Genomic DNA, 26,286 nt, shown 5'->3' on the forward strand with positions numbered 1-26,286 from the left:
TGTATGCAAATCAATGCGGTTTTTGAAGGTGGGGGAGTCAAGGGCATCTCGCTTGCAGGGGCTGTCAAAGCAGCGGAGAATGCCGGGGTAGAGTTCAGCCGCGTTGCCGGAACATCTTCCGGATCAATCATTGCGTCCGTACTGGCAGCCGGTTACCGCGCGGATGAGATCAAGGATATTATCGAGGAAACGCCTTTTCATTCGTTTCTCCAGCGCGCCCCGATATTTAATACGAAGTTTATCGGTCCTGCCTTGCGGGTGTTGATTAAGAAGGGTCTGTATTCCGGAGAAGCCCTGGAGAACTGGATTCGAGACATTTTACTTGCGAAAGGGATCTTTACCTTCTCGGACATACCGGCAGGCAAGCTGTATATTGTAGCCTCTGACATAACAAACGGAAGGCTGCTGGTGCTTCCTGATGATCTTCGTCAATATGGAATTAACCCGCAAACGTTCCCTGTGGCCAAGGCTGTTCGTATGAGCTGCAGCATTCCTTATTTTTTTGATCCGGTCATTCTTCGCTTATTGGGCAGGGCTGCTAAGGGCAAATCCTTGGCAGATCAGTTTGTCTACATTGTGGATGGAGGGCTGCTTAGCAATTTCCCGTTGTGGCTCTTTGACCGTGATTCCAAAGGGGGGCCTAAGCCGCTGCCTGTGCTTGGTTTTCAAATGGTTGGAAAGAATAGCAACTTTCCTCATCTGATCGAGGGGCCCATCGGCATGCTGACTGCCATGTTTGAGACGATGCTGTCGGCCCACGATGAACGGTATATCGAGCAGAAAAATCGAAACCGAACGATCAAAATCCCGACGCTCGGCATCGGAACGACACATTTCAACCTGACGAAGGACGAGAGTGAGGATTTGTATAATTCCGGATTAACGGCAGGGACGATATTTTTCAGCCGCTGGAGCTCTGAACAATAAAAAAACCGTCCACCCGGCATTTCCATGCAGGGGGCGGTTTTTTATTGTTAATGATATTTAGGAACATCATCCGGCGGGTCTGATTTACCTTTTTGCCCATCGATGACCTGAAACGGGTACTGTTTGCGTTTAGCTGGACTGCTCTTTCGCACCGGAGCATTCTTGGCTGCCATTTTTGCCGACTGTTCTCTTGGAAGGCTTCACCTTGGGACGCTTGCTTAAGCGGCGCGGCGGAAACTTGTAGAGCAAATACACAACGCCAACAATAATCAAGGGGATCAGAATACTCATTCTTGATCCAGGTTCTAACAGGAGTACCAGCAGCCCTACGGCGGCTAAGGTGCTAGCCGTCCAAAAAATGATCGCATGCCTTCTCATGGATTATCACCCTTTCGCGGGATCCAGCACACTTCCTGTCACAGATTGGTGAACGGTAACATTCTCGTATTGAGCATCTAACTCACGCATTCTGTTAAAGGATGCGATGGATACTTCAACCTGAGCATCATTAGGTTCCTTTGTAGTCAGAAGCTGCAGCCACAGACCGGGATATCCGAGGAAACGAAGCACCGGCGTATCACGCATGGCATTGGTGAGTTTCAGAAACTCAAAGGAAACGCCCAGCACCACCGGAAGAAGCGCGATTCGTTGAATGACCCTCTCTGTCATGGTATCCCATGGGACTACCGAGTAAACCACAACGCCGAGCACAATAGTCAGCATCATGAAACTGCTGCCGCAGCGATAATGCAGGCGCGTATATTTCTGAACGTTCTTCACCGTCAGTTCTTCACCTGCTTCGAATGCGCTTATGACTTTATGTTCAGCACCGTGGTACTGGAACAGTCTCTTAATGACAGGTGTTTGGGAGATCGCCCACAAATACACAAGGAGCAGTATTAATTTAATAACGCCTTCAATCAGGTTATGCACAATATAGTGATCAAATGTATCGCCAAAAAAGAAATCTTCTACAAAAACAGGTACGAGTGTAAACAACAGCTTACCGAATATAAAGGAAAGCACACTGACGGCGGCGACACCAATAATCATGCTTAAACTCCAGCCTGAGTCTTCCTTCTCTTTCTGTTTCTCGCGTTCTTCCGGCTCCAGCGTATCGTCTGCGTAAGCATCAGCCGAATAATTCAGATGTTTGGAACCTTTGATTGTTGAATCTATGAGACTGACGATGCCGCGAAGAAGCGGAATCTTCCGCAGCTTACGAACCCATGTCTTGTCTTCGCGAGGCACCTCTAGAAACTTGATTTCGTTATTTTTTCGCCGCACGGCTGTCACATTGACATGCTTGCCGCCGAACATAACGCCTTCGATTACAGCTTGGCCTCCATAGCTGATCGGGGTTGACTTATCGGACAACCAGTTCACCCTCCCTGACATGTTTTTCGTTCTATGAACTATTGTATCGAATTTTGAAAGTAATTTCTAGTTGGATTAGCCGTAAGGGAAGAGGTGCATACTACTTTGAAAGAAGAACTGAGGCAATGAAGTGTTTCCATAGCATAGAGAGGAGAATCGATAGATGCATGAACATCAATTTCGGCAGCAGAATCAGGTAACGAGTCCATTCTTGTTTGCCTTGGAGCTGGGCTATTATGCTGGACTGATCTGGGGGGCTGTACTCTGGTTGTTTTACTGGCTGAGTTTTACGAAGGTGCTGCCTGGATTTTTGTTGGAGCCATTCTTCAAACATGAATTTCTCAAGAGCACAGCGGGTCAAATCGCCGGGTGGCTATCCTTCATCGCCTTTTCCGTCATTGCTTCGCTTATCTATGTGCTCTTGCTAAGGAAACTCAAGGGTCCATGGCCCGGGATTGCTTATGGAATTTTATGGTGGGCTGTGTTGTTTATTGCCCTCAACCCGTGGCTCCGACTGACGGACCCGGTCAAGAAGCTGCCGTGGGATACAAACATCTCCGAAGTTTGTATTTTTATATTGTGGGGACTATTTATCGGCTATACGGCAGCGCAGGAATTCACCGATGAGAAACTGCGTGAACCGAAGAAGGTGACAGGCTAGACAAGAAAAACTTCTCAATCTCATGCTGCCTATGGTAAAATAGCTTTTGGTTATTTGACGAAAAAGGTGGGAAACCCTATGAAATCCATATGGGTGATAAACGGACCGAACTTAAACCTGCTCGGCTTCCGGGAACCGGGGATTTATGGTTCACTCAGCCTGCAGGCGATCGAAGATAATTTGCGCAAACAGGCGGATCTCGCCGGTATCGGTATTACCTTCTTTCAGTCCAATCATGAGGGTGCAATTATTGACCGGATCCATGAAGCTATTGGGCACGCGAACGGCATACTCCTTAACCCAGGCGCACTGACTCATTACAGCTACGCTGTACGTGATGCCATCAGTTCCGCCCGTATTCCGACAGTGGAAGTTCATCTATCGAACATTCATGCCAGGGAGGAATTTCGTCATACTTCCGTCATAGCACCTGTTGCTGTCGGGCAAATCGCGGGTTTTGGCGCAGCCAGTTACACACTGGGCTTGTCAGCCCTTTTACAAGTTCTGGATGACCAAGAAGGATAGTTTGCTCTTGGGAAATGGGTGAGAGGAGAGGGTAACGAATGAGTAACAAACGAGTTGTTGAGCTGCGTGAGAAACTTCAAGGCAAAGGCTTGTCGGCTATGCTGGTTGCAAGTCCGGTCAACCGCAGATATTTGACGGGATTCACCGGATCTGCCGGTTATGTGCTGATCACGCTGAATGAATCTTATCTATTGACGGATTTCCGTTACATGACACAGGCTCCGCAGCAAGCGGTTGGGTTTACAGTGGTCGAGCATGGACCGAAGGTCATGGATACGGTTAAAGATCTGCTTGCTGCAGAAGGAATCACCTCGCTTGGTTTTGAACAGGATCATGTTACATACGGTGTGTTTTCCACATATTCCGAACAGCTTGCACCAATCAGCTTGGCGCCAGTTACAGGCCTTGTGGAGGAACTGCGTATATTTAAGGATGCTGAAGAGCTGAGTATCATGCAGCGAGCGGCAGATTTGGCGGATCAAACGTTCAGTCATGTGCTGACCATTCTGTCGAGCGGTAAAACGGAACGGGAGATCGATCTGGAAATGGAAATGTTCATGCGCAAGCATGGTGCGACCTCCTCTTCCTTCGACACCATCGTTGCCTCCGGCGAACGATCCGCCCTTCCGCACGGTGTTGCCAGTCAGCGCGTCATTCAGGGGAATGAATTCGTTACATTTGATTTCGGTGCGCTGCTTGACGGATACTGCTCCGATTTGACAAGAACTGTTGCACTCGGCAATCCTGACCCTAAACTGAAGGAAATCTATGATATTGTGCTTGAAGCGCAGCTTCACGCACTGGATCATATTAAACCAGGCATGACGGGACGCGAGGCAGATGCCTTAACACGTGATATCATTTCACGTTATGGATATGGCGAATATTTTGGCCACAGCACGGGACATGGTTTGGGTATGGAGGTTCATGAATCTCCGCGCCTCTCCAAGATGAGTGATGATGTGCTGCAGCCGGGCATGGTGGTCACGGTCGAGCCGGGCATCTACCTGCCTGGGCTTGGAGGCGTGCGTATCGAAGATGATATCGTAATCACGGAAACGGGTATTCATATACTGACTAGCTCGTCCAAAGATTACACTGTACTATAAAGAGGCAGCTCCAGGAGTCTCTTATGACCAAGAATGTTCGATCAGGAATGAAATGCAATTCATTAAACCGTATCCTTAGGAGGGAATCTTAGTGATTTCAGTTAACGATTTTAAAACAGGTTTGACCGTTGAAGTGGATGGCGATATTTTTAGCGTTTTGGATTTTCAACATGTGAAGCCGGGTAAAGGCGCAGCTTTCGTGCGCTCCAAGTTGAAAAACCTTCGCAACGGCAACACCGTTGAGAAGACATTCCGTGCGGGGGAAACCATCGGTCGTGCCATCATCGACAACCGCGGAGTGCAATACCTGTACGCAAGCGGACAAGAGCATGTGTTTATGGACAACGAAACTTATGATCAGTTCAGCTTGACCAGCGAGCAGCTGGAGTGGGAGCTTAACTTCCTGAGAGAGAACATGAACGTTAACATCATCAGCTACCAAGGTGAGATCCTTGGTATCAACCTGCCAAACAGCGTTGAGCTGAAGGTTGTTGAGACCGAGCCTGGAATCAAAGGCAACACGGCTACGGGTGCTACGAAGAGTGCGAAAGTGGAAACCGGCCTCAATGTGCAGGTTCCGCTGTTCATTAACGAAGACGATGTGCTTCTGATTGATACGCGCGAAGGTAAATATATCTCCCGTGCTTAGTATGGCTTAAACGGGACCCTTCGAAGACTCGCAGGGTGCCAATATGTTCTAAATCAAGGACTCCTGTACGCATGTACGGGAGTTTTTTGCGATGAGCCGGGCTTGGATCCATGCGCTGTACACGTTTTGCTGTTGAAAAGCCTTGACGGGATGACTCACTTTCGTATTATACTGTTTTAAAGTGAGAAACCACCTGAATGCTGTTACATACTGATTAGCGGGGAGTGAAAGAAGCATTGTCACTGTACGTCATGAAATTCGGAGGCAGCTCTGTTGGGGATACAGAACGCATGAAGCGTGTTGCCAGAAGAATTGTAGAGAAACAAGATGAAGGTCATCAATGTGTAGTTGTAGTGTCTGCTATGGGGGATACAACAGACGATTTGATCGATCAGGCGAAACTGTTGAATGATAACCCGCCGGCGCGGGAAATGGATATGCTGATGACCACAGGGGAACAGATATCGATTTCACTGCTGTCCATGGCTATTCACGGCCTGGGGCGCAAGGCGATGTCCTTTACTGGCTGGCAGGCAGGCTTCCGTACGGAAGCGGTCCATGGCAAAGCTCGTATAACCGACATTATGCCTGAGCGCGTGCATAAGGCGCTTGACGATGGTCACATCGTCATTGTCGCGGGATTCCAGGGAATGTCCGAAGAAGGAGAAATTACGACGCTTGGTCGCGGAGGATCAGACACCACCGCGGTTGCTCTTGCAGCAGCCATTCAAGCGGATGTATGTGAAATATATACGGATGTGGACGGAATCTACTCTACAGATCCGCGGGTAGTCCAATGCGCGCGGAAGCTGAAGGAGATTTCCTATGACGAGATGCTGGAGCTTGCCAATCTTGGTGCAGCGGTCCTTCACCCGCGTGCGGTTGAATATGCGAAGCATAATCAAGTCAAGCTAGTCGTCAGATCCAGTTTTAATCATAACGAGGGTACGGTTGTTAAGGAGGAAACAAGCATGGAGCAAGGTGTGGTTGTCAGCGGAATTGCATTTGACAAGAATGTAGCCAGAATCAGTATCCTGGGTGTTGCCGATACGCCGGGTGTCTTGGCTCAAGTGTTCGGAGAGCTGGCGAAGGAAGCGATTGACGTCGATATTATCGTGCAGAGTGGTGTGCAGAATGGCGAAGCGGACTTTTCCTTTACCGTTTCCCTGAGCGATCGCGAACGCGCACTGTCCGTAATTGAGCAGATTCGCGGTAAACTTCCGTACCGTGATGTGACATCGGAAGATCATCTTGTGAAAGTGTCGATTGTCGGAGCGGGAATGGTCAGCCATCCTGGCGTGGCAGCTCAGATGTTCGATGTGATTTCACAGCAAGGCGTCAGCATCAAGATGGTTAGCACTTCCGAGATTAAAGTGTCCTGCGTAATTGAGGGCAGCAATCTCGAAGGTGTTGTACAGGCGCTGCATACTGCGTACGGGCTGGATACAGACCAGCAGGCTTCCGTTGGCGGACCGCAGGTTCGACGATAACATTTTCAGCTATTATACCTGTTTTAATAGAGTAATCCCGGTCGATATCGATCGGGATTTTTTGCGTTGTTCATTCGCTTCAGATATCGGTTCTATGAAATTGAAAAAAATAGAGATAAAACGAGAGTCACTCGCATATTTTTAAACATCACTGACGTGAAGAAGGAAGAAGGAGGATAAACAGCATGCTGGACAAGTTTGTCGCTAGTATGGCTACATTGCGAATTTTCTCCGGCAGTCTCGAGATTGTGGCGGCCATCATCATGCTTCGACTGAATCAAGTTGATAAAGCGCTGGCTGTTAATTCAGCACTGGCTTTCACGGGTCCGCTGGTGTTGATTATTACGACAACGATCGGTCTTGTAGGAATGGCAGATAAATTGTCTTGGGGGAAGATTGGCTGGATTTTGTGCGGCGTCTCCTGTCTCTTATACGGAGTTTTAAAAAAATGATAGATTCGCTGCATAATTTCTCGGTACAAGCATACACATGGGATAAGAAGTTCTATTTATTTAAATGACGTTCTGTAAAGCGCCATATTTCAAAAAAGGACAACTTGGGGGAAATTGATATGACACTGAGCTGGCTGGAACTGTTTCCCGAAACCGTAAAACGAATGCTGCTGGGCTTATCGAACGAGCTTCTCCATCATGTGGAGGAGGTGCGCATCCGGGAGGAGCGTCCGCTCGAAATCAATTCGGCGGGTAAGCATCACTTTCTGGACCTGCGGGGCGGACTCACTCTGCGGCCAGAAGAAGCGTATAAACCGACACGCGAAGACACCCACAGGCTGCTGGATCTCATCAGTAATCATTCCCTCTACACCATGGAAGAGGAGCTGCGCAAAGGGTTCATCACGATACCCGGCGGTCATCGGGTTGGACTCACAGGCCGGACCGTGCTTAGCGGAGGTAGAGTTGAACACATTCGGGACATCAGCGGATTCAATGTACGGATTGCCAAGGAAGTACAGGGAGCAGCAGACGATATCATCCCGCATTTACTGGACCGCAAGCGGAAGAGGGTCCTGCACACGCTGATTCTATCTCCGCCTCAGCAAGGCAAGACCACGCTGCTCAGGGACTTGGCGAGGCAAATCAGCCATGGCAAATGGGGGAAATCGGCCGTGCATTGGCCGGGAATGAAAGTTGGCATCGTTGACGAACGTTCTGAAATTGCAGGTTGTTTGCGGGGAGTGCCGGGCTTTGACGTGGGTCCCCGTACGGATGTGCTGGATGGATGTCCGAAAGCGGAAGGGATGATGATGATGATAAGGTCCATGTCGCCGGATGTGCTGATTGTGGACGAGATCGGCCGCCCGGAAGACGCCGAAGCTGTCATTGAAGCCTTGCATGCAGGCATAAGCGTGATTGCAACGGCGCATGGCTCATCCGTCCAGGATATGCGGGGCCGACCAGCACTCTCCGGATTACTGGAGAACCGGATGTTTGAGATGTATGCCGTTCTTAACAGAACGGGTGACCAAAGATCATACAAGCTGTATGACGGAGGTCAGCGCACACTTCAGCCGGCTGCGAGCGGCCCGCCTGGCGGTGATGCCTATGCTTAAACTGGTGGGCGCGGTGCTCGTGCTGGGAGCAGGTACTTTGGCCGGATTTTTTCAAGCCCAGCAGTTTGCGACAAGACCCAGGCAGCTAAGAGAACTCATTCTGGCGTTTCAACGGCTAGAGACGGAAATCAGCTACGGTTTTACACCGCTTCCCGATGCATTGGAGCGAATTGGCACTTCCCTTCGAGAGCCGCTCAGATCCTTGTTTGCCTCAGCTGCACTTTACATGAGACCCGACTACGGGTTATCCGCACAGGACAGCATCCGGAAGGCACTCGGTGAATATTGGAAGCGAACATCGATGAAAAGTGCCGAGCGAGAGGTGTTGGAGCAGCTTAGCGGCGTACTTGGCACCAGTGACAGGCAGGACCAGATCAAACATATAGCTCTGGCCGTCGGTCAGCTGAAGCATGAAGAAGCAGCGGCTAGGGACGACCAGGTCAAATATGAAAAGATGAGCAAGAGTCTGGGGCTGCTAATTGGAGCATTGATCGTCATTTTGATCTTTTAGCGAGGTGCCAAGGAAATGAACATTGAAGTGAATGCCATCTTCCAGATCGCGGGTATCGGCATTATTATCGCCATGATTCATACCGTTCTGAAACAAATGGGCAAGGAAGACATGGCGCATTGGGTGACTCTTATCGGGTTTGTGGTGGTGCTGTTTATGGTCATAAGACTGCTCGACGATTTGCTTAAGGAAATCAAAAGTATTTTTCTATTCCAGTAGGTGGACCTTTATGGAAATTATCCAGGTGGTAGGGCTGGGTCTCATCGCAACCGTGCTGATATTGGTGGTCAAGGAACAGAAGCCTCTCTTTGCCTTTCTTCTCGCCGTGGCGACCTCAGTGCTGATCTTTCTCTTCCTCATCGGGAAGATCGGAAATGTCATATCCATGCTGGAGGATTTGGCGGAGAACTCTGGAGTCCAGATCATATATCTAAAGACGGTCCTGAAGATTATCGGCATTGCCTATATTGCGGAGATGGGAGCCCAGATCGTACGAGATGCCGGACAGGAATCAATCGCATCCAAAATAGAACTGGCGGGAAAAGTGCTCATATTGGTGCTCGCTGTACCGATTATCGGGATCATTATCGAGACGGTCCTGAAGCTCCTCCCGGCTTGATAAAGGTGGGGGGACATGGGAAGAGGAGCGACCATTCAAAAAGGCTTAGCCGTGTTTCGTTTACTAACCTTGATGTTGTTTCTCTCCGGCTTGTTGTGCGGCACGGTATCCGCGGCTGAGGCATCAAATCCGGCAGGAGATTGGGTGGAGCAGCAGACGGAGCAGCTGCCGACGGACCAGGTTGAGAAATACTGGGACCGGTTGATGAAGGATTACGGCGGATTCTTCCCGGACGGCAAGACGCCGTCTCTGATGGATATGCTGCTGCCGGGCGGCGACGGGTTAAGTTTCAAAGGGGTTATGTCCGGTATTGGGAAATATTTATGGCATGAGGTGCTCTATAACGGCAAACTGCTGGCTACCATCGTCATGCTGAGCATCATGAGTCTCATCTTGGAGAACCTGCAGACGGCTTTTGAAAAAAGCACGGTGAGCCGCGTAGCCTATACGATCTGTTATATGGTCGTGCTGGTCATTGCTGTTAACAGCTTCAGCATCGCGATTGGATATGCGCGGGATGCGATCACGCAGATGATTGACTTCATGATGGCGATGCTTCCTCTGCTCTTTGCGCTCATGGCGTCAATGGGGAATGTTGTAACGGTATCGGTTGCTCATCCCCTGGTCATATTCATGGTACATACGGTAGGCACCTTGATAAGCACGATTGTTTTCCCGCTGCTGTTCTTCTCGGCACTGCTGCATCTTGTGAGTTCGCTGTCTGAAAAGTACAAGCTGACCCAGCTTGCCGATCTGCTTAGAGGAATCTCCATGGGGGTTCTGGGCGTGCTGCTTACCGTGTTCCTCGGCGTCATTTCCGTTCAAGGGTTAACCAGCTCGGTTACGGACGGCGTGACGATCCGGGCAGCCAAATATGTAACAGGCAATTTCGTTCCGGTAGTCGGCAAGATGTTTGCAGACGCGACGGATACCGTGATTTCGGCCTCATTGCTCGTTAAGAATTCCATCGGTCTGGCAGGGGTCATCATCATCTTGTTTCTGTGTGCATTTCCTGCAATCAAAATCTTGACGCTTGCCTTGATATATAATCTGGCAGCTGCGGTGATGCAGCCGCTTGGGGACACGCCGATCGGGACCTGCTTGCAAACGATCGGAAAGACGATGCTGTATGTGTTTGCAGCCTTGGCCGCCGTGAGCATGATGTTCTTCCTGGCGATAACGATATTGCTCACCGCAGGCAACATCACCGTCATGATGAGGTGAAAAGGTAAATGTAATAGTCGCAGTTTAGGAGGGGTGACGAATGGACTGGCTTGGAGCTTGGCTGAAAAGCGTCATTATGGTGGTCCTCTTTGCGGCCTTCGTTGATCTGATACTGCCTGGCAAGGCGATGGAACGTTATGCCCGGTTAGTTCTAAGCCTCCTCATCCTGCTCACACTGCTAAGTCCGATTATCTCGCTGATTACGGACCCGCCCGAGAACCAATTGGCGATGGAGCTGGAACGTCAGGAGAAGGGGCTGCCGGAAGAGGTTCAACTGGAACAGATTATGGCACAGGCTGAGAAGCTGAAGGATATGCAGCAGAGTCAAAGCCTTCAGTGGGCAGGCAATGAACTGGCACGGGTGATGAAGGAAGAAATTTCCGCAGAAACAGGGGAAGCGGTACAAGAGGTTAAGGTGGTACTGGCTGCGGTTGCCGGACAGGACAAGGGATATTCCGGCGCGGCAATACGTTCTGTCGATGTCAGACTGACCGGGATGGAACAAGCGGATGCTGCAGTGGAGGAAGAAAATCAGCACCCCGTCGGCATCCCCCCGGTGGATTCTGTTCGAGTCAACGTTGAGCCTTCATCAACGGAAAGAGATGGGAAGGCAAACGCTAAGGATAACGCAGAGGCCGTAAGCATAGCCGAGGAGGCAAGGGCGGAGCCCGTACGGGATTACATCAGCCGTCGCTGGGATTTGGAGCCGGATCTGATCACGATATATATGCCAGGCCAGGAGCAGGATAAAAAGCTGTAGCGGAGGTGAGGATGATGGGGAATTGGTTGAAGCGATTGGAACAGTGGCTTGGCGGAGGAGCTGGCGGAGCAAGAAAAATACAAACCTTCCGCTGGTTGATCATTCTGGGTCTTATCGGTGTGGCAATCATGCTGTTCAATTCTTTCGTGAATGTAAAGAAGCTTGATCACGAGAATATCGGCCGTGAGCCACCGCCCGAATCGGCCTCAGTATCTACAACGCAAGGGGGGACTTCAAGCAGCGGCGGAGCGGATTTTGAATCGATAGAGCAGGATTTCGAGATGCGTACCAAGACCATGTTGGAACAGATTGTAGGCGTAGGATCCGTCGATGTGATGGTAACCGTGGATTCTACGGAAGAACTGGTGGTTCAGCGCAACATGAAGGATACACAAGAGCTGACGGAGGAAACCGATGCAAACGGGGGGAAACGTCATGTTACAAGCTATCAGCGCGACGGGCAGATCGTCACTTACGATTCAGCCGGTGATCAAACGCCCATTATTACCAAGAAGATCAAGCCGCAGGTCCGGGGTGTGCTTGTCGTAGCCAAGGGCGCGGAGAATGAAATTGTCAAAAGCTTGATCGTGGATGCGATCCAGCGCGGCCTCAATGTCCCATCCTATCGAATATCCGTTGTCCCACGCAAGCAGTAGTAAGCAAGGAGTCTCGCGAATGAGCCGATCGTTCATTCCAAGGTTTTTCAATTAAAGGAGGAAAAGTTCAAATGAATAACAAAAGACAAACCATCTGGTTGGTTTCCATGCTGAGTTTAATGGTCATTCTGTCAGCCTACTACTTATTTACGGATGATTCCGGAACCAAAGCACCGCCTGTTGCCGAGAGCACGCAGGTTGACGGACAGAAGCCAGGTGCTGGACAAGAAGCAAACGGAACTACAGGCACTGGTGACGAACTGGTTGTGAACGAAGTTCTCGAAGAAGGCACGGACGGCGATTCCGGTGCTAATGAGCAAGGGGCTGGAACAACCGATACAGGTGCCACAGGTGCTCAAGACCCTGCGGAAGCGACACAGGGAGAGCAAGGGGATGAAGGAAAAGAGAATGGGGCAGCAGAAAAACCGGCAGAGCCTGAGGTGAAGGAATCCAAGGATGGAGCTGAGAATTCCAAAGATACCAGCAGCACGAATACCGGAGAGGGATCAGAGAAAGAAATATTAGAGCAAGTGGCTGCCAACGCAACTTCCGCTGAAGCTCAATTGGAGTCCTATAAATTAGAGCGGGCACAAAAAAATATGAAATTATACGATGATTTGATGACAAAGATCGACAATCACGAAGATAAGCCGGAGCAAACGGCACAAGCAACCCAACAGCTGAAAGCGGCTGAAGAGAAAGAGGAAGTGATTCTCAGCATCGAGGAGTCGCTGCAGCAGCAATTTGGCAACGCTGTTGTAAAAGAAGAAAGCGAGAAGTACAATGTTGTTGTTCTGAGCGACAAACTTGATGCCAAAGGCGCAGCCGGCATTGTCGATCTTGTGATGAAGGAACTGAAGGTTTCACCGGATAAAGTAACTGTCCGATATGTTACGCCGTAAGCCCGTCTGCAGGATTCAACATAAAGCATCTTTATACGATACTCTTGAAAGAGTCTAAGGATTGCCTTGGGCTCTTTCTATTTCGCCTGATTGTGATATAATACTCTAAGCTATTGACTGACTGTCCTAAGCAAGGGCTTCCAAGAAAGTGAAGGAGTGAACGTCGATAATGTTTAAATTAAACGAAATCAAAGAACTTATTAAGCTGGTGGATCAAACTTCCGTACATGAACTGGAGATTGAGAGCGAAGGTACACGCTTGTCCATTAAGAAACCTAATGCAGCTGAGGTTGTAAACAACTATCAAGCTGCGCCGCAAGCGTACATACCAGCACAGCAAGTGATGGCACCACAGATCGTACAGCCGAATACGGGGAATCAGGCGCCTGCAGCCGCACCGGGGCAGGATACAGTGGAGGATAGCAGCAGCTCATTACATAAAATCGTTTCACCGATGGTAGGAACCTTTTATCGTTCCCCCTCTCCAGAAGCTGGGCCGTTTGTTAGTCCCGGGGACAAGGTGACTGATAAATCGACGGTCTGCATCATTGAGGCCATGAAGCTGATGAACGAACTGGAAGCAGAGATCAAAGGCGAAATCGTAGAGGTTCTCGCTCAGAACGGACAACTTGTAGAATTCGGGCAGCCTCTGTTTCTGGTGAAGCCGGAGTAATATGGAGGGACTCGCCAAGAACGAGAGTCGTAAGAGTCCGAAGGAGGTTACTGCATGACATTTCAAAAAGTGCTTATTGCGAACAGGGGAGAGATTGCCGTTCGTATCATCCGGGCATGCCGGGAACTCGGCATCGCAACCGTTGCTGTATACTCGGAGCCGGATCGCGAGTCGCTGCATGTTCGCTTAGCGGATGAGGCTTATTGTATCGGCCCTACACTATCCAAAGACAGTTATCTGAATTTCACCAATATTATGAGTGTTGCCACACTGACCGAGTGTGATGCCATTCACCCGGGTTATGGCTTCCTGGCCGAGAACGCGGACTTTGCTGAGATCTGTGAATCCTGCAATATTACCTTTATCGGTCCTTCGGCTGACGCAATCAACCGTAGTGGGGGATAAGGCCGTTGCAAAACAAACGATGAAGGATGCCGGTGTACCGGTTATTCCGGGCTCGGACGGTTTGGTAGAGGATCTGAACGAGGCGGTTATGCTTGCCCGGGATATCGGCTATCCGGTCATTATCAAAGCCACTGCAGGTGGCGGGGGTAAGGGAATTCGGATCGCAGAGGACGAAGAGTCGCTCGTTAAGCAGATTACAAACGCACAGCAGGAAGCTCAGAAAGCATTCGGCAATGCGGGAGTTTATCTTGAGAAATATTTAACCGGCATGAAGCATGTCGAAATTCAAATTATGGCTGACAAACACGGCAACGCCGTGCATCTCGGAGAGCGTGACTGTTCCGTGCAGCGCCGGAGACAGAAGCTGGTTGAAGAAGCTCCTTGTCCGGTGCTAAGTGAAGAGGTACGCAGCCGGATGGGAGAAGCGGCGGTGCGCGCGGCGAAAGCTGTTGATTACTCTGGTGCCGGAACGCTTGAATTTTTATTGTCGCCAGACGGTCAGTTCTACTTCATGGAAATGAATACGCGGATTCAGGTAGAGCATCCGGTGACCGAAATGGTAACCGGGGTGGATCTGATCCAGGAAATGATCTCTGTCGCTGAAGGCAACACACTTTCCTTCAGTCAAGAGGATGTTGTCATTAACGGCTGGTCCATCGAATGCCGCATCAATGCCGAGAATCCGGACAAAGGCTTCATGCCTGCACCGGGAACGATTCAGTTCTATCTACCTCCAGGTGGTCCTGGCGTGCGGGTGGACAGCGCGGCATATCCCGGCTATACCATTTCGCCCTATTATGATTCCATGATTGCCAAGTTGATTGTATGGGCGCCGACTCGTGAAGAAGCGATTGCGAAGATGAAGCGCGCCTTGGCGGAATTCGAGATTGAGGGAATCTATTCTACAATCCCGTTCCATCAAAAACTGATGAATCATCCTACCTTCCTGAAGGGTGACTTTGATATTAAATTTTTGGAAGAAAATGAGATTTGAATACTTTGGCCAAGTTTGTCATAAACTTGGCCAAATGGTATAGTATGAGTAATAAGAGCGCATGCCTTATGCAGTTCGGGTGCATCCGCTTACTTATTCTGAAAGGTGTGTTGAGACAATGGCGGAAACTTTGCCTACAGAATTCGAACGTACAGATATCGGTGAGATTCAGATTGCGCCGGAAGTTATTGAAGTCATCGCTGGACTTGCCACGGTTGAAGTGCGTGGAGTTGCAGGAATGAGCGGAGGCTTCGCAGGCGGTATTGCTGAACTGCTCGGACGCAAAAACTTATCCAAGGGTGTTAAAGTGGAAGTGGGACAACGCGAAGCTGCTGTTGATGTATCCGTTATTGTGGAATACGGGTATCGTCTTCCGGAAGTAGCTGGAGAAATCCAACGCAACGTGAAACGTTCAATAGAGAATATGACAGGGCTTACGGTTATTGAAGTCAATGTACATATTCATGATGTCCATTTCATGAAATCCGTAGAGAAGACGGAAGAGTTGGATCTGGCTCAACGCGTGAAATAGAATAGTTTCAGGCTAGCCCTGGGCAGCGATGTCGAGGGTTTACTCTAATTTATAAGGGAGGCTGTGCTGAATCGTGGCCAAAATAATGGACAGACTTCTGCTGTTTATCTACAGCTTAAGCATCGGTGTTATATCCGTAGTTGCCATCCTCCTGTTGAGCGGCGCTGTTCCGTATACGTTAACGAGTGTGCAGGAACAACGTCTTTTCTGGGCTGGAATTATCGTAGCTGCGGTGTTGTTTTTGCTGAGCATTCGTTTCTTCTACATCTCAGTAAGACGTGATCGCTCGAACCTGAATTCCATTGATCAGCGTACAGAATTTGGCGATATCCAAATCTCTGTGGAGACGATCGAGAATCTGTGTCTCAAGGCTGCTTCACGCGTCCGAGGCGTAAAGGATTTGAAGTCCCGAATCAAAGTATCCCAGTCAGGTCTGGATATCGCGATTCGCGCCGTGGTTGATGGAGAGGAATCCATTCCAACGCTGACAACCGAAGTACAGAAGCAGGTGCACGACTTTGTTGAGGATACAACTGGAATACCTGTGTCATCCGTATCCGTGTATATTGCTAACGTGGTTCAGGCACCAAGCTTCAAGAGCCGCGTGGAATAGAGGTGAGCTTCCCAAATGCCCTGGAAAGAAATATGGGAGAGTCACAGAGGAAGAATTGCCGGCGTGACCGGCGGGCTTGTGTGCGGACTGATTTATTTATTATCCGGTTTTTGGGATATGTTGTTCTTTGCATTAGTGGTATTTATCGGCTATATATTTGGCAAACGTAAGGATTTGAAGCAAGGCTCCATGTTCCACTTTCAGGAATGGGGGCGCTGGCTTTCTGAGCGTTGGCGGCCGTTTAAATGAACCCTGTGATATGCTTTCTCCGGAAAAAATGCTGAGGACAGGTTTAGTGCGCCTTTTTTGCGGAGAGAGATATTCACAGGTTTTTTTTTGGTAGTTTTATTGTTGTCAAGTCTTGATGATAAATGGATCATACTAATTAGAAAAAATGGATTCAGGCAGGGTCCACAGGAGGAACGAAATGAAAAGACGTGTAGCTAGAGAGATTGTCGTTCAGAGCCTTTACCAAATGGAGATGAACGAAGTCGACAGCATGGAAGCCGTGTCGATGCTGCTCTCGGAAGCGGCCGAAGAGAATGAGACCGAGCGGGTAATCGGTGACGAAGTCCAAATGAAGGAGTATGTACTGCAGCTCGTTAATGGAACTTGGGAATCCAAGGAATCCATTGATGAACTGCTCGCTCATTATTTGAAAGGCTGGCAGGTGAGTCGTCTTTCCCGTGTGGATCGTCAAATTCTGCGTTTGGCAGTATATGAACTGAGCAGTCGTGAAGATGTGCCTGGGAAGGTTGCCGTAAACGAGGCAATTGAGTTGTCCAAGCATTTTGGAACCGATGAGTCCGGTAAATTCGTGAACGGCGTACTGGGCCGGATGATTCAAGAACTGGACCAAGTCAAATTGAAGCTGCGTCAGTCTTGAACTGTGCGCACTTAACGTAAAGGCCGCATCATTCCATCATAGTGGAGGAGAGATAAGGATGACAGCAGCAACGATTATTAGCGGTAAACAGATTTCCGAGGAAATTCGCAAGGGGATTGCGTTAGAAGTAGAACAATTGTCCAAGCAGAATGTACGTCCTGGTTTGGCTGTTGTACTTGTAGGTGATGATCCGGCTTCGCATGTTTACGTTCGTAACAAGGAAAAGGCATGTCAGGATCTGGGTTATTATTCGGAGGTGCATCGGCTATCCGCGGAATCCAGCCAAGAAGAAGTGCTGGCGCTGGTGGACAAGCTTAATGCCCAGGATTCCATTCACGGGATTCTGGTTCAGCTGCCTCTGCCCAAACACATCCATGAGAAAGCTGTCATCGATGCAATCTCGGTGAAGAAGGACGTGGATGGTTTCCATCCGGTTAATGTGGGTAACCTCGTAATAGGCGATGACAGCTTGCTTCCATGTACTCCAGCAGGTGTGATTGAAATGATTAAACGAACCGGCATAGAGATTGCGGGCAAGCATGCCGTTGTAATCGGCAGATCCAATATTGTGGGCAAGCCGGTGTCCCTCCTGCTTCAGCGGGAGAATGCCACGGTTACGATGTGTCATTCCAGAACTGCCAACATGGTCGAAATTGCTCGTCAAGCGGATATTCTGGTCGTCGCGATCGGCAGAGCCAATATGATCGATGCCAGCTATGTGAAACCTGGAGCCGTTGTCATCGATGTCGGGATGAATCGCCTGGAGAACGGAAAGCTTGCCGGGGATGTTGATTTCGAGAGCGTGAAGCAAGTGTCCGGCCCTATTACCCCGGTTCCTGGAGGCGTAGGCCCCATGACCATCACGATGCTGATGCAGAATACCTTGTTAGCTGCCAAAAGGCTGAATGGGTTGGCCTGATATGAAATCAGCAGATCCAGGACACGTCTTATCCGTAAAGGATTTAAACCGTTATATTCGTATGAAAATGGAAGGCGACTCGCGGCTCTCAGATGTTTGGATCCGAGGTGAAATTTCGAATTTCACCCATCATTCCAGCGGTCACATGTACTTCACCCTCAAGGATGAAGGAAGCCGGATTCGTGCGATTATGTTTGCCACCCATAATCAGAGGCTTCCCTTTATTCCGAAGGAAGGCTCGCGGGTCATAGCTCGTGGAAACGTGTCGGTTTACGAACGGGATGGGCAGTACCAGTTCTATGCTGTTCAAATGCAGCCGGATGGTATCGGCAGTTTGTATTTGGCATATGAACAGTTGAAAGCCAAGCTGGAGGAGGAAGGTTTGTTTGCGGCTGATCGCAAGCGCCCCCTGCCGCTTTATCCCAAGACGATTGGCGTCATTACCTCGCCGACGGGAGCCGCTGTTCGGGATATCATGATTACCATTAGAAGGCGGTACCCTCAAGCGAGAACCATATTGTATCCCGTTCTGGTCCAAGGAAAAGGGGCAGTTCCTTCGATTGTTAAAGCGATTCGGACAATGAATGACATGGCTGAGGCAGACGTACTCATTGTAGGACGCGGCGGTGGATCGCTTGAAGAATTGTGGGCATTTAACGAGGAGATCGTAGCAAGAGTCATTTATCAATCGGACATTCCTGTCATATCGGCCGTTGGTCATGAGACGGATTTTACGATCGCCGATTTTGTTGCCGATCTTCGGGCAGCTACGCCAACTGCTGCAGCGGAGCTTGCGGTACCAAGCAGCGCAGAATTGAAGGGGCAGCTTGTTCAGAGACAGCGGCAGCTGAATCAGGGGCTTCAGCAGCGCCTGAAGCGGAGCCGTGAGCGTTTAGCTTCACTTCAGCGCTCTCCCGTCCTTGTTCACCCTCGCCGATACATGCTGCAGCATGCTGAGCGGTTGGACATGCTGTCACAGCGGCTGCACGGGAATTTGAAATCGCAGCTATCCCTGAGCCGTCAGCGGCAAAAATCACTGCATCAGGGGTTGATTCGGTACAATCCGCGCACGCAAGCGGAGTTTGCGGCGCGAAGGAAAGATCAGGCTAACCGCCAGTTAATGAATGCGATGCAGTCCATCATGAAATCCAGGCTGTCACAGCTTCAAACCGAAATGCGGCATCTCGATGCACTCAGTCCGCTTAAGATTATGTCCAGAGGGTATAGTCTGGTGTATGACGAGAAAGAGCAGAGACTCGTGAAGTCTTTAGAGGATGTGCAGTTGGGCGATTTGGTTAATGTGAGGGTCAGTGATGGACAGCTGCAGTGTCAAGTATGGGGAATGAAGGAGGATGAAGGGCATGGGGAATGAAACCGTGGAGATCAGTTTTGAAGAGGCAATGGCTCAGCTTGAGACCATTGTAGAGCAATTGGAAGATGGAGACGTACCTCTGGAGAAGGCCATCGATTTATTTCAACAGGGCATGAAGCTGTCGCAGATGTGCAGCCAAAAGCTGGAGCAGGTTGAGCAGAAGATCGAAATGATTGTTGAAGAAGGCGGGGAACTTAAGCGCAAGCCCTTTGGCGGGACGCTGGAGGAGACAGGTGAACTGGGTGAATAATAGACAACCGATCAATCAATATATGAATGAAATTTGTGACAGGCTTGATAGTGAGCTTACGAATCTTTTTCCCCCAAGTTGGAAAGTTCCTGAAACCCTTCACAAGTCCATGTCGTATTCTTTAATGGCAGGCGGAAAGCGTATGCGTCCGCTGCTTGTGATTGCTGCCTGCGAAGCGGGGGGCGGATCACGCGATGCCGCAATTCCGGTGGCATGTGCTGTTGAGATGGTCCATACATATTCGCTCGTACACGATGATCTGCCAGCGATGGATGATGACGATTACCGCCGAGGCAAACCGACAAATCACAAGGTATTTGGTGAGGCCAGTGCTATTTTGGCCGGCGACGCCTTGCTGACCCACGCTTTCTATAGCATAATTCAGGCTTCCAGACAGTTTGGCGTTCCGGCAGAACGCGTGCTGTCGATTGTGGAGGATCTTGCTGAGTATGCAGGGCCACGGGGAATGGTAGGAGGCCAGGTTGCCGACATGGAGGGTGAACAAGGGTTGACGACGCTGGAGCAGCTGGAGTATATCCATCTGCACAAGACCAGCGATCTGATCATGTTCTCACTTATGGCAGGCGGGCATATCGCCGGATGCACGGAAGCCCAGATTGAGTCGCTTCGGATTTTTGGACACCACATCGGGCTTGCTTTTCAGATTCAGGATGATATTCTGGATCTGGTCGGGGATGAGTCCAAGCTTGGGAAGCCGGTACAGAGCGATGTGAAGCAGGAGAAAGTAACTTATCCGTACTTCATCGGTTTGGACCCATCAAGGCGTGAGGTTGAACGTCTGACAGCAGAAGCCAAGCGGGTTATCACCGAGGGGAATTTCAACGATCCATCCAGACTGCTCGAGATTGCAGATTTCTTGATGGCTCGGGATCACTAAGCGTGCATTACATGCATAAGGTTTTTTTGTGATATAATGTCTATTAATGGCTGATTCACAAGTCAGCCTCAGAAACGTAAACTTAATCAAGGAAAGCGGGGAGATTCTTCGTGCTTCTTCCAAATATCAAACATCCCAAACAACTAATGAACTTATCGGTGAACGAACTCGAGGATTTAGCTGTACAAATCCGTAATTTTCTAATTGAAAAACTGTCCGTTACCGGTGGCCATCTTGCACCGAACCTGGGAGTGGTTGAACTCACGCTGGCCTTGCACTATTGCTTTGACAGCCCTCGTGACAAGATGATTTTTGACGTGGGTCATCAAGCCTATGTACACAAAATCCTGACGGGTCGGATGGATCAGTTCGACACGCTCCGCAAATACAAGGGTTTGTGCGGCTTCGTTAAGCGTTCTGAAAGCGAGCATGATGTCTGGGAAGCCGGGCACAGCAGCACTTCGCTATCAGCTGCAATGGGAATGGCTATGGCACGCGATCTGAAGGGTGAGAACAATCGGGTTATCGCCATGATCGGGGATGGCGCCCTTACCGGCGGCATGGCGTTTGAGGCTCTCAATCATATTGGCCATGAGCAGAAAAAGCTGATAGTCATTTTAAATGATAATGAAATGTCGATTGCACCCAATGTGGGTGCCATGCATAACTATTTAAGCAAAATTCGTTCAGACCGCTTTTATCTTCGCGCTAAAGACGAAGTGGAGATGGTGCTGAAGAAGATTCCTGCTATCGGCGGGAAATTGGCAAAGACTGCGGAGAAGATGAAGGACAGCCTTAAATACATGATGGTTCCCGGCGTTCTGTTCGAGGAGCTTGGCTTTACGTATTTGGGACCTGTGGACGGACACGATCTGAACAAGCTGATCGATACGTTAAATCAGGCTGACAACGTAGATGGACCTGTTCTGGTTCATGCGGTAACCACCAAAGGCAAGGGTTACCGTCCTGCAGAATCAGATTCTCATAAATGGCACGGAATTACGCCTTATAAGATTGAATCCGGCCAAGTTCTTAAAGCCGTAGGAAATCCGATGTACACGGAAGTGTTCGGGCAGACTTTGGTTGAGCTGGGTGAGCAGGACAAACGCATCGTGGCCGTTACGCCAGCAATGCCAGGCGGGTCCGGCTTAATCCCGTTCAGCAAGAAATTCCCTGACCGTATGATTGACGTGGGCATCGCCGAACAGCATGCAGCAACACTGTGCGCAGCAATGGCAATGGAAGGCATGAAGCCTGTATTTGCCGTGTATTCGACGTTTATGCAGCGCGCTTATGACCAGATCGTGCACGATATTTGCCGTCATAACGCTAACGTTATGTTTGCGATTGATCGCGCCGGCTTTGTTGGCGCTGATGGCGAAACACACCAAGGGGTATACGACGTGGCCTTTATGCGTCACATCCCGAATATCGTCATTATGATGCCGAAAGATGAGAATGAGCTTCGTCATATGATGAAAACAGCTCTCGACTATAATGAGGGTCCGATTGCATATCGTTACCCTCGGAACAATGTTCGTGGTGTCCCGATGGATACCGAACTGGTACCCATTCCTATTGGAACTTGGGAAATCGTTCGTCCGGGTGAAGGGTATGCCATATTGGCTTCGGGCCCGATGGTACAATTAGCCGAGGAAGCGGCCGAGCAGCTTAAGCGGGAAGGCATTTCGGTAGAAGTCGTTAATGCCCGGTTCCTTAAACCGCTCGACGGAGAGATGCTCAAGAATTTGGCAGAGACCGGTACGTCCATGCTGGTTCTAGAGGAGGTTTCCCAAGCGGGCAGTATGGGCAGTGCGGTTCTGGAGTATTTTGCAGAACAGGGAATACATGATGCAGTCGTATCCTTAATGGGCATTGAGGATCGGTTTATCGAGCATGGAAGCATTCCGCAGCAGCGTGAAGAAGTAGGGCTGACCTTGGAATCGGTGTGTCAGGAAATCCGGAATTTGAAGACCGCTCGGACCGCTGAGCTTGGCAAGAGAAGTTTTATGTCTTAGTAACGATCGGGAGTATAATATGGATTCATCTCAGAAAGAACGGATTGATGTCCTGCTCGTGGAGCAGGGATATTATGAGAGTAGGGAAAAAGCCAAAGCTGCGATTATGGCGGGACTGGTCTACGCTGGAACCGAGCGGATCGAGAAGGCCGGCATGAAAATCCCGAGGACGTCAGAACTGAAAGTCAAAGGCTCTGTTCATCCGTACGTCAGTCGTGGGGGCTTAAAGCTTGAGAAGGCGATTCGTGAATTCGATATCGATATGAAGGAGCGCACGATGCTGGATATCGGCTCTTCGACTGGCGGCTTTACGGATTGCGCACTCCAGCACGGGGCAAGTTATGTGTATGCAATTGACGTCGGCTACAATCAATTGGACTGGTCATTGCGTAACGATGAGCGCGTGTGTGTCATGGAGCGAACGAATTTCCGATATATGACACCGGAGGATTTGAAGGGCCCACCGCCTAATTTCGCAAGCATTGACGTGTCGTTTATATCCCTCCGCATTATTTTGCCACCTTTGAAAATGCTGCTGGGTAAACCCGGAGATGTTGCCGCTCTGATCAAACCTCAATTTGAGGCAGGGCGGGAGAAGGTCGGTAAATCCGGCGTGGTTCGGGATCCGAAGGTTCATAAGGAAGTTCTAACGCAGGTGCTGACTTTTGCTGAAGAGATAGGATTCAAATTGAAAAATCTTACTTTCTCACCGATTACCGGAGGGGAAGGAAATATTGAATTCCTGGCCCACTGGCGTTTAGAGCCGGAGGTTTCTGAAGTTTCAGAAGCACCGATTCAGGGAGATGGACAAGATGCTGTCCACTTGAGTCAATGGATTGACACCGTTGTAACACAAGCGGCTCATACATTTACGGGAAACTCATCGAAATGATGGGTTTCTTTTGCTGAAAAAGAGGAATTTATGTTCTCATCCGCGAATACAAAATTCGAGGTGAGAGGATGAATGAGCGTTATGATTGGTTATTAATGATATTGCTTGGTGTCGTCATTGCCTTGCTTATCGGCTATAGGCTGAATCGTTGGCTGATGTCACCATCACCGGACCGGCTGCCGGGTATCCCGATCAATGAGCGAATACCAGATCATCCAGCGATTGGGATGCTTGAAGAAGAAGGATATGATGTGGTTGGGGGTAAAGTAAAAATAAACTTATCTTTCGAAACGGGACAGAGGCCGATCCATAGTCGTCTGTTTGTCGATTATGTTGCATCCGATGACAGCGGTGAGCTGTATATGGTAAAGGTGTCGCGGGACCGAATGCCGGTCGATTGGACAGGCTCGGGCATCCGTGACCGGCTCATGCCATTTTTGCTGCTGTATCCGGAATGTGCCGGGCTGCTCTATATCGATATGAATGAACAGGTCATTCACCGTTTAGGTTTAGATTGGTCAGACGAAGAATGGATCGGCAATGATGAATACAACAGTTAATACTCAGGAGGCTCTTTATGAAGGGACAACGCCATATTAAAATCAGGGATATAATTACCCACCATGATATTGAGACACAGGATGAGCTTGTGGATGCTTTGCGTGCTGAGGGTTTTCAGGTTACACAGGCTACGATCTCACGAGATATAAAAGAACTGCTGCTCATTAAGGTGCCAACGGACGATGGGCGTTACAAATACTCCATGCCAACTGATCAGCGTTACAATCCTGTACAGAAGCTCAAAAGAGCGCTGATCGATAATTTCGTATACATCGATCGTACGGGAAACCTTGTCGTCATGAAGTGTTTGCCTGGAACAGCCAACTCGGTTGCGGTACTGCTGGATAATATGGAGTGGTCCCAAATTATGGGAACCATCTGCGGAGATGACACCATATTGTTAATTTGCCGTACGGAGGCCGATGGGGAACACGTTGTATCCCAGATCAATAAATTCATATCGTAAGTCAATGTCCTATATATAAGCAGGCTGTGGAGGTGTTAAGCATGTTAAACACGTTATCCATTCGTAATTTGGCAGTTGTTGAGAGTGTGGATGTGCAATTTTATCCGGGGTTTCATGTCCTTACAGGGGAGACTGGGGCGGGTAAATCCATTATTATCGATGCGCTTGGGTTAATTGCAGGCGGGCGCGGTTCTGCTGAGCTGATTCGCTACGGCTGTGACAAGGCGGAGATCGAAGCCTTATTTGAGCTTCCCATTGATCATCCGGTATGGAATACGCTGAAGGAGCTGGGTGTGGAAGCGGATCGGGAGGAACATTTGCTGATCCGAAGAGAGCTGACAGCCCAAGGGAAAAGCACGTCCCGTATTAACGGACAGCTTCTGAATCTAAGCATGCTCCGTGAAGTTGGCGAGAAACTGATTAATATCCATGGTCAGCATGAGCATCAAAGTTTGCTGCGTTCAGAGCAGCATATGAGCTTGTTGGATACGTACGGAGATAAGGTCATAGGACCTGCTAAGCGTAAATACCAGGGGCTGTACTCCGAGTTTAGTAAAGTGGAAAGAGAGCTTAGGGACCTGCAGGAGACCAGCCAAAAGGCATATCAAATGCTGGACATGTATCGTTTTCAGCTGGAGGAAATAGCGGCAGCCGAGCTAAAAACAGGCGAAGACGAGGAACTTTCCGATGAAAGGACCAAGCTGTCCCATAGTGAGAAAATGATGGACTCCGTAGCAGGAGCATACGACCTCTTGTACGGTGCCTCGGGTCTCGAATCCGTCAGCCGGGCACTGTCGAAATTGGAAGATGTATCTGCTTATGACGAGAAGGGGTTAAAGCCGCTGGTCGAGCAGCTTCAATCTGCGTATTATCAGCTTGAGGATGCCGTATTCCAGCTTCGCGATTATCGGGACGGGATTGAATTCAATCCCGAGCGGCTTAACGACATTGAGCTTCGTTTAGATATGATATCCGGATTACGCCGAAAATATGGGGATAATGTGGAGCAAATTCTGGAATACTACGTGAGAATTCAGCAGGAAACTGACATGCTGGAAAACAAGGACGAATTTATTCAAGCGTTGGAGCAGCGACGGGATGAGCTATTGAGCGTGCTTTTGGTTAGTGCTAAAGAGCTCAGTATTGCCCGCAAGCAGTGCGCGCAGGATTTGGCACGACAAGTGGAAGGCGAGCTGAAGGATCTTCAGATGGAGCGAACCTCTCTGGAGGTACGTTTGGAGCTGCAGGTGGATCCTAACGGATATGAATATGAAGGACATCGAGTACGGCTGACCAAACAAGGAATGGATACAGCGGAATTCCTCATATCCGCCAATCCGGGAGAACCGCTGCGTCCGCTTGCCAAGATTGCTTCAGGCGGTGAAATGTCCAGAATTATGCTGGCGATGAAGAGTATATTTGCCCGTCATGATCAAATTCCGGTCTTAATCTTTGATGAAGTCGATACGGGTGTTAGCGGCAGAGCAGCCCAATCGATTGCTGAGAAGCTGTTTTTGCTGGCCAAAACCTGTCAGGTGTTCTCCATTACGCATTTGCCTCAGGTGGCTTGTATGGCGGATCATCAGTATCTAATCGAGAAGAAACTTGAAGCCTCCAGAACGATGACCCAAGTGGAGAACCTGACGGAAGAGGGGCGTGTAAAAGAGCTTGCACGGATGCTTGGCGGAGTCGAAATCACGGAAAAGACGCTGCATCATGCCCAGGAAATGCTCAATCTGGCGGCAGCGCAAAAGGCTTCCAGAAAGGCTTTGGGTCAATGATTGACAGTTATAAAACCTTAAGGGCAGGGTAACTTAAAGGTACGCA

General features: G+C 49.5%; 31 protein-coding genes and 1 pseudogene. 30 read left to right on the forward strand and 2 right to left on the reverse strand.

Annotated elements, in window-relative coordinates:
- The first annotated feature begins 3 nt into the window (after nt 1-3).
- On the forward strand, nt 4-927 hold the full coding sequence (locus PVOR_RS11545; protein ID WP_006209352.1) for a patatin-like phospholipase family protein: 924 nt from the start codon (nt 4-6) through the stop codon (nt 925-927).
- Nucleotides 928-1,056: 129 nt separating this feature from the next.
- Here PVOR_RS11545 and PVOR_RS11550 read toward each other — a convergent pair whose 3' ends face one another.
- A complete protein-coding gene (locus PVOR_RS11550; protein ID WP_006209353.1) occupies nt 1,057-1,305 on the reverse strand; it encodes a hypothetical protein in 249 nt (82 codons plus the stop codon).
- Nucleotides 1,306-1,311: 6 nt separating this feature from the next.
- Nucleotides 1,312-2,304, reverse strand: a complete 993-nt coding sequence (locus PVOR_RS11555; RefSeq protein ID WP_006209354.1) for a DUF1385 domain-containing protein — start codon at nt 2,302-2,304, stop codon at nt 1,312-1,314.
- A gap of 163 nt (nt 2,305-2,467) precedes the next feature.
- Between PVOR_RS11555 and PVOR_RS11560 the strand changes: the two genes are divergently transcribed.
- The 29 genes and pseudogenes from PVOR_RS11560 to recN all read left to right on the forward strand — a co-directional run bounded on the left by PVOR_RS11560 (nt 2,468) and on the right by recN (nt 26,240).
- The gene (locus tag PVOR_RS11560; RefSeq protein WP_006209355.1) at nt 2,468-2,965 is read left to right on the forward strand and encodes a YqhR family membrane protein; all 498 of its coding nucleotides are present in this window, start codon (nt 2,468-2,470) and stop codon (nt 2,963-2,965) included.
- Between the two features lie 78 nt (nt 2,966-3,043).
- Entirely contained in the window at nt 3,044-3,490 is a 447-nt protein-coding gene (gene aroQ / locus PVOR_RS11565; RefSeq protein ID WP_006209356.1) for a type II 3-dehydroquinate dehydratase, read from the forward strand.
- A gap of 38 nt (nt 3,491-3,528) precedes the next feature.
- Nucleotides 3,529-4,599, forward strand: coding sequence for a M24 family metallopeptidase (locus tag PVOR_RS11570; RefSeq protein ID WP_006209357.1), 1,071 nt, complete (start codon nt 3,529-3,531; stop codon nt 4,597-4,599).
- Between the two features lie 91 nt (nt 4,600-4,690).
- On the forward strand, nt 4,691-5,248 hold the full coding sequence (efp, locus tag PVOR_RS11575; RefSeq protein ID WP_006209358.1) for an elongation factor P: 558 nt from the start codon (nt 4,691-4,693) through the stop codon (nt 5,246-5,248).
- Nucleotides 5,249-5,484: 236 nt separating this feature from the next.
- Nucleotides 5,485-6,738 carry an aspartate kinase gene (locus PVOR_RS11580; RefSeq protein WP_006209359.1) on the forward strand — a complete coding sequence of 418 codons (1,254 nt, stop codon included), beginning with the start codon at nt 5,485-5,487 and terminating at the stop codon, nt 6,736-6,738.
- A gap of 185 nt (nt 6,739-6,923) precedes the next feature.
- Complete coding sequence (locus tag PVOR_RS11585; RefSeq protein ID WP_006209360.1) at nt 6,924-7,190, forward strand: YqhV family protein; 267 nt, start codon at nt 6,924-6,926, stop codon at nt 7,188-7,190.
- A 119-nt stretch (nt 7,191-7,309) separates the two neighbouring features.
- Nucleotides 7,310-8,308: a stage III sporulation protein AA gene (gene spoIIIAA, locus PVOR_RS11590; RefSeq protein ID WP_006209361.1), complete on the forward strand. Its 999-nt coding sequence runs from the start codon at nt 7,310-7,312 to the stop codon at nt 8,306-8,308.
- Complete coding sequence (gene spoIIIAB, locus PVOR_RS11595; RefSeq protein ID WP_006209362.1) at nt 8,301-8,819, forward strand: stage III sporulation protein SpoIIIAB; 519 nt, start codon at nt 8,301-8,303, stop codon at nt 8,817-8,819. The genes spoIIIAA and spoIIIAB overlap by 8 nt, the downstream gene beginning before the upstream one ends.
- A gap of 15 nt (nt 8,820-8,834) precedes the next feature.
- Entirely contained in the window at nt 8,835-9,038 is a 204-nt protein-coding gene (gene spoIIIAC, locus PVOR_RS11600; protein WP_006209363.1) for a stage III sporulation protein AC, read from the forward strand.
- A 10-nt stretch (nt 9,039-9,048) separates the two neighbouring features.
- On the forward strand, nt 9,049-9,438 hold the full coding sequence (spoIIIAD, locus tag PVOR_RS11605) for a stage III sporulation protein AD (protein ID WP_006209364.1): 390 nt from the start codon (nt 9,049-9,051) through the stop codon (nt 9,436-9,438).
- A 15-nt stretch (nt 9,439-9,453) separates the two neighbouring features.
- A complete protein-coding gene (gene spoIIIAE / locus PVOR_RS11610; protein ID WP_006209365.1) occupies nt 9,454-10,662 on the forward strand; it encodes a stage III sporulation protein AE in 1,209 nt (402 codons plus the stop codon).
- A 40-nt stretch (nt 10,663-10,702) separates the two neighbouring features.
- Nucleotides 10,703-11,422: a stage III sporulation protein AF gene (gene spoIIIAF, locus PVOR_RS11615; protein WP_006209366.1), complete on the forward strand. Its 720-nt coding sequence runs from the start codon at nt 10,703-10,705 to the stop codon at nt 11,420-11,422.
- A 14-nt stretch (nt 11,423-11,436) separates the two neighbouring features.
- Complete coding sequence (gene spoIIIAG, locus PVOR_RS11620; protein ID WP_006209367.1) at nt 11,437-12,078, forward strand: stage III sporulation protein AG; 642 nt, start codon at nt 11,437-11,439, stop codon at nt 12,076-12,078.
- Between the two features lie 71 nt (nt 12,079-12,149).
- Nucleotides 12,150-12,980, forward strand: a complete 831-nt coding sequence (locus PVOR_RS11625; RefSeq protein ID WP_006209368.1) for a SpoIIIAH-like family protein — start codon at nt 12,150-12,152, stop codon at nt 12,978-12,980.
- A 169-nt stretch (nt 12,981-13,149) separates the two neighbouring features.
- Nucleotides 13,150-13,653 carry an acetyl-CoA carboxylase biotin carboxyl carrier protein gene (gene accB, locus PVOR_RS11630; protein ID WP_006209369.1) on the forward strand — a complete coding sequence of 168 codons (504 nt, stop codon included), beginning with the start codon at nt 13,150-13,152 and terminating at the stop codon, nt 13,651-13,653.
- Between the two features lie 54 nt (nt 13,654-13,707).
- Nucleotides 13,708-15,052, forward strand: a pseudogene (accC, locus tag PVOR_RS11635) (acetyl-CoA carboxylase biotin carboxylase subunit).
- A gap of 118 nt (nt 15,053-15,170) precedes the next feature.
- Nucleotides 15,171-15,584 (forward strand): Asp23/Gls24 family envelope stress response protein, encoded by a 414-nt coding sequence (locus tag PVOR_RS11640; protein ID WP_006209370.1) that lies wholly within the window; start codon nt 15,171-15,173, stop codon nt 15,582-15,584.
- Between the two features lie 73 nt (nt 15,585-15,657).
- A complete protein-coding gene (gene amaP, locus PVOR_RS11645) occupies nt 15,658-16,197 on the forward strand; it encodes an alkaline shock response membrane anchor protein AmaP (RefSeq protein ID WP_006209371.1) in 540 nt (179 codons plus the stop codon).
- 15 nt (nt 16,198-16,212) lie between these two features.
- Nucleotides 16,213-16,446 (forward strand): DUF2273 domain-containing protein, encoded by a 234-nt coding sequence (locus tag PVOR_RS11650; protein ID WP_006209372.1) that lies wholly within the window; start codon nt 16,213-16,215, stop codon nt 16,444-16,446.
- Nucleotides 16,447-16,624: 178 nt separating this feature from the next.
- On the forward strand, nt 16,625-17,083 hold the full coding sequence (nusB, locus tag PVOR_RS11655; protein WP_006209373.1) for a transcription antitermination factor NusB: 459 nt from the start codon (nt 16,625-16,627) through the stop codon (nt 17,081-17,083).
- 58 nt (nt 17,084-17,141) lie between these two features.
- Nucleotides 17,142-18,002 carry a bifunctional methylenetetrahydrofolate dehydrogenase/methenyltetrahydrofolate cyclohydrolase FolD gene (gene folD, locus PVOR_RS11660; RefSeq protein ID WP_006209374.1) on the forward strand — a complete coding sequence of 287 codons (861 nt, stop codon included), beginning with the start codon at nt 17,142-17,144 and terminating at the stop codon, nt 18,000-18,002.
- A gap of 1 nt (nt 18,003) precedes the next feature.
- The gene (gene xseA, locus PVOR_RS11665; protein ID WP_040680502.1) at nt 18,004-19,374 is read left to right on the forward strand and encodes an exodeoxyribonuclease VII large subunit; all 1,371 of its coding nucleotides are present in this window, start codon (nt 18,004-18,006) and stop codon (nt 19,372-19,374) included.
- Nucleotides 19,364-19,624, forward strand: coding sequence for an exodeoxyribonuclease VII small subunit (gene xseB / locus PVOR_RS11670; RefSeq protein ID WP_006209376.1), 261 nt, complete (start codon nt 19,364-19,366; stop codon nt 19,622-19,624). Before xseA ends, xseB begins: the two co-directional genes overlap by 11 nt.
- Before the next feature lie 22 nt (nt 19,625-19,646).
- Entirely contained in the window at nt 19,647-20,522 is an 876-nt protein-coding gene (locus PVOR_RS11675; protein ID WP_200860825.1) for a polyprenyl synthetase family protein, read from the forward strand.
- A 110-nt stretch (nt 20,523-20,632) separates the two neighbouring features.
- The gene (gene dxs / locus PVOR_RS11680; RefSeq protein ID WP_006209378.1) at nt 20,633-22,540 is read left to right on the forward strand and encodes a 1-deoxy-D-xylulose-5-phosphate synthase; all 1,908 of its coding nucleotides are present in this window, start codon (nt 20,633-20,635) and stop codon (nt 22,538-22,540) included.
- Between the two features lie 19 nt (nt 22,541-22,559).
- Nucleotides 22,560-23,432, forward strand: coding sequence for a TlyA family RNA methyltransferase (locus PVOR_RS11685; RefSeq protein WP_006209379.1), 873 nt, complete (start codon nt 22,560-22,562; stop codon nt 23,430-23,432).
- A gap of 68 nt (nt 23,433-23,500) precedes the next feature.
- The gene (locus tag PVOR_RS11690; protein WP_006209380.1) at nt 23,501-23,992 is read left to right on the forward strand and encodes a hypothetical protein; all 492 of its coding nucleotides are present in this window, start codon (nt 23,501-23,503) and stop codon (nt 23,990-23,992) included.
- Between the two features lie 17 nt (nt 23,993-24,009).
- Nucleotides 24,010-24,459: a transcriptional regulator AhrC/ArgR gene (gene ahrC, locus PVOR_RS11695; RefSeq protein WP_006209381.1), complete on the forward strand. Its 450-nt coding sequence runs from the start codon at nt 24,010-24,012 to the stop codon at nt 24,457-24,459.
- A gap of 41 nt (nt 24,460-24,500) precedes the next feature.
- Nucleotides 24,501-26,240, forward strand: a complete 1,740-nt coding sequence (gene recN, locus PVOR_RS11700; RefSeq protein WP_006209382.1) for a DNA repair protein RecN — start codon at nt 24,501-24,503, stop codon at nt 26,238-26,240.
- Nucleotides 26,241-26,286 lie beyond the last annotated feature (46 nt).

Source organism: Paenibacillus vortex V453, from assembly GCF_000193415.1.
Taxonomy (GTDB): domain Bacteria; phylum Bacillota; class Bacilli; order Paenibacillales; family Paenibacillaceae; genus Paenibacillus_AQ; species Paenibacillus_AQ glucanolyticus.

Coding starts and splice junctions, on each gene's coding strand:
- PVOR_RS11545 (WP_006209352.1), top strand. CDS start 4: ATGCAAATCAATGCGGTTTTTGAAGGTGGGGGAGTCAAGGGCATCTCG.
- PVOR_RS11550 (WP_006209353.1), bottom strand. CDS start 1,305: ATGAGAAGGCATGCGATCATTTTTTGGACGGCTAGCACCTTAGCCGCC.
- PVOR_RS11560 (WP_006209355.1), top strand. CDS start 2,468: ATGCATGAACATCAATTTCGGCAGCAGAATCAGGTAACGAGTCCATTC.
- aroQ (WP_006209356.1), top strand. CDS start 3,044: ATGAAATCCATATGGGTGATAAACGGACCGAACTTAAACCTGCTCGGC.
- PVOR_RS11570 (WP_006209357.1), top strand. CDS start 3,529: ATGAGTAACAAACGAGTTGTTGAGCTGCGTGAGAAACTTCAAGGCAAA.
- PVOR_RS11585 (WP_006209360.1), top strand. CDS start 6,924: ATGCTGGACAAGTTTGTCGCTAGTATGGCTACATTGCGAATTTTCTCC.
- spoIIIAA (WP_006209361.1), top strand. CDS start 7,310: ATGACACTGAGCTGGCTGGAACTGTTTCCCGAAACCGTAAAACGAATG.
- spoIIIAB (WP_006209362.1), top strand. CDS start 8,301: ATGCTTAAACTGGTGGGCGCGGTGCTCGTGCTGGGAGCAGGTACTTTG.
- spoIIIAC (WP_006209363.1), top strand. CDS start 8,835: ATGAACATTGAAGTGAATGCCATCTTCCAGATCGCGGGTATCGGCATT.
- spoIIIAD (WP_006209364.1), top strand. CDS start 9,049: ATGGAAATTATCCAGGTGGTAGGGCTGGGTCTCATCGCAACCGTGCTG.
- spoIIIAE (WP_006209365.1), top strand. CDS start 9,454: ATGGGAAGAGGAGCGACCATTCAAAAAGGCTTAGCCGTGTTTCGTTTA.
- spoIIIAF (WP_006209366.1), top strand. CDS start 10,703: ATGGACTGGCTTGGAGCTTGGCTGAAAAGCGTCATTATGGTGGTCCTC.
- spoIIIAG (WP_006209367.1), top strand. CDS start 11,437: ATGGGGAATTGGTTGAAGCGATTGGAACAGTGGCTTGGCGGAGGAGCT.
- PVOR_RS11625 (WP_006209368.1), top strand. CDS start 12,150: ATGAATAACAAAAGACAAACCATCTGGTTGGTTTCCATGCTGAGTTTA.
- accB (WP_006209369.1), top strand. CDS start 13,150: ATGTTTAAATTAAACGAAATCAAAGAACTTATTAAGCTGGTGGATCAA.
- PVOR_RS11640 (WP_006209370.1), top strand. CDS start 15,171: ATGGCGGAAACTTTGCCTACAGAATTCGAACGTACAGATATCGGTGAG.
- PVOR_RS11650 (WP_006209372.1), top strand. CDS start 16,213: ATGCCCTGGAAAGAAATATGGGAGAGTCACAGAGGAAGAATTGCCGGC.
- nusB (WP_006209373.1), top strand. CDS start 16,625: ATGAAAAGACGTGTAGCTAGAGAGATTGTCGTTCAGAGCCTTTACCAA.
- folD (WP_006209374.1), top strand. CDS start 17,142: ATGACAGCAGCAACGATTATTAGCGGTAAACAGATTTCCGAGGAAATT.
- xseA (WP_040680502.1), top strand. CDS start 18,004: ATGAAATCAGCAGATCCAGGACACGTCTTATCCGTAAAGGATTTAAAC.
- xseB (WP_006209376.1), top strand. CDS start 19,364: ATGGGGAATGAAACCGTGGAGATCAGTTTTGAAGAGGCAATGGCTCAG.
- PVOR_RS11675 (WP_200860825.1), top strand. CDS start 19,647: ATGAATGAAATTTGTGACAGGCTTGATAGTGAGCTTACGAATCTTTTT.
- PVOR_RS11685 (WP_006209379.1), top strand. CDS start 22,560: ATGGATTCATCTCAGAAAGAACGGATTGATGTCCTGCTCGTGGAGCAG.
- PVOR_RS11690 (WP_006209380.1), top strand. CDS start 23,501: ATGAATGAGCGTTATGATTGGTTATTAATGATATTGCTTGGTGTCGTC.
- ahrC (WP_006209381.1), top strand. CDS start 24,010: ATGAAGGGACAACGCCATATTAAAATCAGGGATATAATTACCCACCAT.
- recN (WP_006209382.1), top strand. CDS start 24,501: ATGTTAAACACGTTATCCATTCGTAATTTGGCAGTTGTTGAGAGTGTG.